This is a genomic window from Aestuariispira insulae (genome assembly GCF_003385955.1).
GTDB lineage: Bacteria > Pseudomonadota > Alphaproteobacteria > UBA8366 > Aestuariispiraceae > Aestuariispira > Aestuariispira insulae.
This window is the reverse complement of record NZ_QRDW01000027.1, coordinates 1-5,985: the sequence shown is the minus strand read 5'-3', so window position 1 is coordinate 5,985 and position 5,985 is coordinate 1. Positions and strand designations below refer to the sequence as shown.

Genomic DNA, 5,985 nt, shown 5'->3' with positions numbered 1-5,985 from the left:
AGCGGGCTCTTTGGAGGTCATGGATTTCTGTCTCATCTTCGTTCCCTTACGGTCTCTACGATGAACCAGAAATCCTCCGTTATGCAATCAGCTTAATTTGTCCCAAAGATGCTGACGGGGAACAAGCCAACCCTCGCCCCTCACCCCGCTTGCTCCGTGGTTTCAGTTTATCTTATGCGTCTTAATGAATGGTATAGGTTTAGCACGGGATGTTAGTTCCTCGGCAAATTCGTGTTTGCGTCCAGTTTTGTACAGCAATAGAACAGGGGCTCATTCCTCAGCCAGCACAACATGACAGTATTTTCAATTCCTTGTCGAAGGTCTGGGCCGCGAGCTTGAATCCCTCCACCGTGGTCAGGTAGGGGAAGATGGTGTCGGCGAGATCCTGCACCGTCAGACCGCCCTTGATCGCCATAACAGCGGTCTGGATGCTGTCCGCCCCTTCTGGCGCCAGGATGTGGGCGCCGATCAGCTTATTGCTGCCTGTTTCCGCCACCAGCTTGATCAGCCCCCTTGTATCCCGGGCGGCCAATGCACGCGGGAGATGCTCCAGCGGCAGGACCGAAGTTTTGACCGAGAGACCCCGGCTACGCGCATCAGCTTCGGTTAGGCCGACGCTGGCCACCTGGGGATCGGAGAAAACCACGGCAGGCATGGCAGTGGCGTCATATTGCCGGCTGTCGCCATTAAGGGCGTTATTGGCTGCGATTTTGGCACCATAGGCCGCCATATAGACAAACTGATCCCGGCCGGTCACATCGCCGGCCGCATAGATGCCCTCCCGGCTGGTGCGCATATGTTCGTCCACACGGATCCCGCCATTCTCGCCGATCTCTATACCGGCGGCCGGCAGGTTCAAACTCTCGATATTGGCCGCCCGCCCAGCGGTAACAAGCAGCCTCTCTCCTATGACCTTTAACCGTTGTCCATCTTTGCGGGCAAGCAGGGTCACTTGACCCTTATCCTGGAAGATCTCTTCATAGGCGAGACCATCCAAAACGGTGATGCCCTCATCCTGGAGAAACGCCGTCAGAGCTTCGCTGATCTCCGGCTCACCTTCCGGCAGCAGGCGGGAGCGGCAGACGATGGTCACATCCACGCCTGCCCGGGCCAGCATCTGGGCGATCTCGCAACCGATATAGCCACCACCGATCACCAACAAGGATTTGGGCAATTCAGAAAGGTCGAGTGCTTCGGTGCTGGTCAGACATTCAACCGTTTCAATGCCGGCAATGGGCGGGATCACGGCCTTCGAACCGGTGGCTATGATGATTTTTGAGGCATCAAGTACATCGCCATTGACGGTGAGCTCCCCATCCTCGAACCGCGCGATCCCTTCCAGATAGCTGATATTGTCGTAAGCGGGCAGCAGGTCGCTGTATTTCGCCTGGCGCAAATCTGCTACCAGCTGATCTTTCTGACTTATCAAGCTCGACCAATCCTGCAGTTTGGTGCCGCCATTGATCCCGGAGAACCGGGACGCGGCCTGCGACTGATGCAGGGTTTCGGTCGCCCGGATCAGGGTTTTAGAGGGCACGCAACCGACATTGACACAGCTGCCGCCAATGGTGCCATGACCGATGAGCACCACATTGGCTCCCTGCTCGGCGGCAGTGATCGCGGCGGAGAAACCTGCCGAACCGGCGCCGATGACTGCCAGATCTACCCGGCCAACCCGACCTTTGTCAGTTTTCGAGCAACAGTTATTGGACATTCCTCAATCCCTCAATTCAAACATTTTGATCATTTGCTTTGTCGGATGGAGCCGCTTTTACCCGCTGGAAGAGCGCGTAAGCGGTGATCCCGAGAAACAGAGCCAACGCAGGCAACAGCACATAATCGAGCCAAGCCAGCCAGGCAGACAGGCCCACGGCACCCAGCAAGATCACCAGGGCGGGTGTGAAACAGCAAATCGCTGCGATGATGCTGCCGCCAGCGCCGGTGCAAAGCAGCTTGTTATTACTCATAAATTTCCTCATTTCCTCTGTCTGGATGGAAAACCATGGGACGCCGTGGCTTCCTCCAGGGTTTGTATGGTTGTCTTGCTGTCATCAAAAATCACATGGGCCGTCTTTTCCGTGAAAGACACGGTGACGCTGACGACGCCGGGCTCCCTTGTCAGCGACTGTTTGACGATGTAGGGGCATGAAGCACAGGTCATATTCTCCACCAGAAGAGTGGTTTCGCGTTCGGCCGCGAAAGAGGCCTGTGAAACGACCAATCCTGAAAACAGTGAGCCGATAAGGAACTGGATCCTCATTTGTCTGTCTCCCTCATTCGCCAAGCAAATAAGGCGCTGTGTATGGAAAAGCGGCGGCCAGGGCCACGAGGAGGGTTGCCAGCCAGAGCATGGCTTTCACAACATGATCCGAACGGGTGGACGCACAATAGCCCCCCTCACAGGCCGCCTTCGGTTTCCGATAGGCTCTCCAATAGCCGGCACCAAGGAATAGGAGCGCCATGCCCACGAAATAGGGCTGATACGGGGCCAGCGCCGTCAGGTTGCCGATCCAGGAGCCCGTGACCCCGACACTGAAGAGAACCAGCGGCAGCACACAGCAGGATGCTGATAGGGTGGCGCCGATAATACCCCCGGCCGCGAGCATGCCTTTCCCGCCACTAAAGGATTCCGCAGTTGATTGTGTTTCCATGTCTTGGGAAGTCGCCATTGAAACTTGCCTCGGTTGTTGATGAGAGTAAACTAGACCCTGTAGTAAATACAGGTTCAAGCACTAATTTGCGCTTGAGGAGGAAATTTTGCGAATGAAGGAAATGAAACGGGGAGAGCTCGCCGTACGCACGGGGTGCAACATCGAAACCATCCGTTTCTATGAAAAGGAAGGCATCCTGCCAAACCCGCCGCGAACCGCCGCTGGCCATCGCCTCTACGGAGCAGAGCATCTGAAGCGGCTTTCATTCATTCTCCGCTGCCGCGAATTAGGGTTCACCCTGGAACAGACACGAAGCCTGTTGGCATTGGTGGACGGCAATGACTATACCTGCGCGGAAGTCCGTGAGGCGGCACTGGCCCATGTCGATGAGGTCCGGCGGAAGATCGAGGATCTCAAAGTGATCGATCAGGTATTGAGCGACATGGCAGCGAAATGCGACGGCGGCGACGTACCCGATTGCCCGATCATCGATACGCTGTTTGCGGAGGAATGATATGCCGGCACTGTCTTTGGCACCCGTCATCTACCTCCTGGCCGCTTTGGCGGAGATCGCCGGCTGCTTCGCCTTCTGGGCCTGGCTACGGTTGGACAAGTCCATTTTTTGGCTCATTCCCGGCTGTCTGAGCCTGATCTGTTTCGCCTGGCTGCTTACCTTCATCAATGCCGGTTTTGCCGGCCGCGCCTATGCCGCCTATGGCGGGGTATATATTGCGGCGTCGCTCACCTGGATGTGGCTGGTGGAGGGCAGCAGGCCCGACAAATGGGATATTGCCGGCGCTGTTATCTGCCTCGGTGGTGCGGCCATCATACTCTTTGGTCCCCGTGAGTAGATGTCATCGCCGGCCTGTTGACCTTACCACAGCTGGAAGGATTACGATCAGGCCGGATAGGGAAACCGGCTCATCAAAATATCCTTGGTCGTTAGAAAATTACACTCAGGAAGGACCAGGCTTTTGGAGCTTAACCTGATAACAATGATGTGTTCCCCATCACAACAACGGCAGTCACAATTAGTGCACAGATTAATGCATAGAAACCCAACCAGACATTAGCCATCCAGAGGACAATATGGAACAAAACCGCCCATGGGAGATCAAGAAACGGATATAGTGCCTTGCCCGCAATAACATTCCTTATTTTCGTCAAATCCCATGCTGCATCAGCACCACCAACATCCCCTGAGAGTCTCGCGTCCAAACCGGCCCGTAGGACATCCTCAGCTGCTCGGCGCTCCATCCAGGCGGCGGCACGCGCCAACACCTGATTTCTACCCCAATCCAAAAAACCGTATGTCACATACGCAGCAACAGCCATGACTGTAAGAAGAACGAGTGTCTCGATCTGCTGTCCTGTTAAAACACGATCAAAGACTTGCATCATATAAAGTGGGGTTGCCAACATCAGGATATTAACAATCCCCGAAAGCGCCAACGCACAGGCAAACGCGATAAATACCTTATGTTTGATCGCTCTGAGCCCGTGACGGGAGGTGAGTGCTTTTCGAGAATTCATAACTCGCACCTCTTTCAAATCTCATCTAAACGAGAAGATATTGCTTGAGGCAGGCGTCGTATCTGTCGATCAATCTCGATCTAGTTAGGCTGGTAAGCCTCATAAGGATCTGCCCCTACTGGAGGAATGATCCAACATTTCAGCTAGATGTAAAACCAGCTACTTCTGAACAAACAAGTCAAAGTTCGGTACTTTTGATGCAAGGACAACTTATCTGTCGCTTCTGGCAGATAAAGACATTTTATGTGTCGTTTCGTGCTACTTAATCTGTCTGAAATCTGGATTAACTCATTGATTTCTTGAAATCAGGAATGACATCTTATGTGTCGTCCGACATTGTTGTCGGACGACACATAAGATGTCATTTGGGACACAAAAGCTGTCCCGGTCTGGAACGGGAAGTCAATTCCACGGATGCATTTTCACAGATGTTCAAGATGTCATCGGTTGGACTGCCCTATAGGTTATTTACAGATTCAATGCCGATTAAGTGAATTACAACTAATTGATGAAGTGGGGATATCGACACACCAACAGTGTAAAGAGGATTGACGGTGGATCTTTCGGCCTTTGCAGCAGGCTGATCCGAGCGCTTTTTCTGATTAGTCCTCGGAGAGGTATTGATACATATGGAAAGAATAGCCTGCAAACATCATCAAAGTGGCAAGGATAATATTCTCCTCCTACGATTCATTACTGACGCGATGGGATAAGCAGGGGCCCCATGTTGCCAGCATTCCAAAGACAGGACCTAAAATACATGATCCCAAGAAATACAGGATTTTGAGAATTTTCTTTCTTTGAAATCGTTCCCTGTTTTTTGGGCAGGTCAACAGCCCCTATTATAGGCCTGCGATTGTAATGCGTTGGTTACGATATTGGCCCCGGCAGATCTCTCCGCCGGGGCTTCGTTTTCTCTTTGGATCAGGATTGCTGTTGCCAATGAGCCATGGCCGTGGTCAGGCCCTGGTCATCGGTCGGCGCCGCGCCCAGATCCTCCACATCGTTACCGGTCTGGCCCGCCCAGGCGGACATGGCATCCACCAGGCTTTGCACATTGGCAGCGCTCAGCGTGCTGCCGTCACTCAGCTCGAACGACCCAACCTGTTTGGCATTTCCGGCAAACCAGTCATCAATGATGATCGCGTCATTGCTGCCCAGCAGACGGGCCTCCAGATCATTGCCCGACTGGGAGAACCAGATTTCATCCGCCTCAACTCCAGTACCGAAAGTGACCTTATCGGCCGCTTGCGCATCGGAGACGATATCGCGGCCGCCGCCCTCGCCAAAGAGGAAGGTATCCGCCCCCTCCCCGCCGGTCAGCAGGTCATTCCCCGCGCCGCCGGACAGCGCATCATCGCCCGCACCCGCAGACAGGGTATCATTACCGGATCCGCCGACAAGATAATCATCATGGCCACCGGAAATAATCCGGTCATCGCCCAGGCCCCCGTCGATATCGAGGGCGGTTTCCGACCAAGAGACAACATCATCCGCATCGGTGCCGAGCAGGGATACGATCTGTGTTGCGTCAAGGCTGCTGCCATCGGCAAATACAAATCGTTCAATCCGGTTCTTATCATCGCTGAACCACTGCTGTAGCGTGATCTTGTCTGCAATCGCGGACAGGTTGCGCGCGCCACCTTCCGCAGCGACACCGACCACCAGATCATCACCATCCTGCACCATCACCAGATCAACGACCTTAACCCCGGCCTCGAAACGCAGGATATCCTGGCCCGCATCCTGTTCCACCTGGACCGTGTAATGTTCCGTCCAGTGATGGGTGTAATGTTCGGTC

8 protein-coding genes are annotated in these 5,985 nt (G+C 54.2%); 2 read left to right on the top strand and 6 right to left on the bottom strand.

The window, feature by feature from the left end; genetic code table 11:
- Nucleotides 1–277: 277 nt before the first annotated feature.
- Genes merA through DFP90_RS22350 form a run of 4 tightly spaced genes read right to left on the bottom strand, consistent with a single transcriptional unit; the run spans nt 278 to nt 2,669 of the window.
- Nucleotides 278–1,714 (bottom strand): mercury(II) reductase, encoded by a 1,437-nt coding sequence (gene merA, locus DFP90_RS22365; RefSeq protein WP_115939692.1) that lies wholly within the window; start codon nt 1,712–1,714, stop codon nt 278–280.
- A gap of 16 nt (nt 1,715–1,730) precedes the next feature.
- Nucleotides 1,731–1,967, bottom strand: a complete 237-nt coding sequence (merF, locus tag DFP90_RS22360) for a mercury resistance system transport protein MerF (RefSeq protein ID WP_115939691.1) — start codon at nt 1,965–1,967, stop codon at nt 1,731–1,733.
- Nucleotides 1,968–1,975: 8 nt separating this feature from the next.
- A complete protein-coding gene (locus DFP90_RS22355; protein WP_115939690.1) occupies nt 1,976–2,260 on the bottom strand; it encodes a cation transporter in 285 nt (94 codons plus the stop codon).
- A gap of 13 nt (nt 2,261–2,273) precedes the next feature.
- Nucleotides 2,274–2,669 (bottom strand): mercuric transporter MerT family protein, encoded by a 396-nt coding sequence (locus tag DFP90_RS22350; RefSeq protein ID WP_115939689.1) that lies wholly within the window; start codon nt 2,667–2,669, stop codon nt 2,274–2,276.
- 94 nt (nt 2,670–2,763) lie between these two features.
- Here DFP90_RS22350 and DFP90_RS22345 point away from each other — a divergent pair, with 94 nt between their 5' ends.
- Nucleotides 2,764–3,165, top strand: a complete 402-nt coding sequence (locus DFP90_RS22345; RefSeq protein ID WP_115939688.1) for a MerR family transcriptional regulator — start codon at nt 2,764–2,766, stop codon at nt 3,163–3,165.
- Nucleotide 3,166: 1 nt separating this feature from the next.
- On the top strand, nt 3,167–3,502 hold the full coding sequence (locus DFP90_RS22340) for a YnfA family protein (protein WP_115939687.1): 336 nt from the start codon (nt 3,167–3,169) through the stop codon (nt 3,500–3,502).
- A gap of 130 nt (nt 3,503–3,632) precedes the next feature.
- On the opposite strand, the gene DFP90_RS22335 is transcribed toward DFP90_RS22340, so the two are convergent.
- Nucleotides 3,633–4,184: a type I secretion system permease/ATPase gene (locus tag DFP90_RS22335; protein ID WP_115939686.1), complete on the bottom strand. Its 552-nt coding sequence runs from the start codon at nt 4,182–4,184 to the stop codon at nt 3,633–3,635.
- A gap of 924 nt (nt 4,185–5,108) precedes the next feature.
- Nucleotides 5,109–5,985, bottom strand: an 877-nt coding sequence (locus DFP90_RS22330; RefSeq protein ID WP_281269713.1) for a calcium-binding protein, incomplete at its 5' end; no start/stop codon positions are given.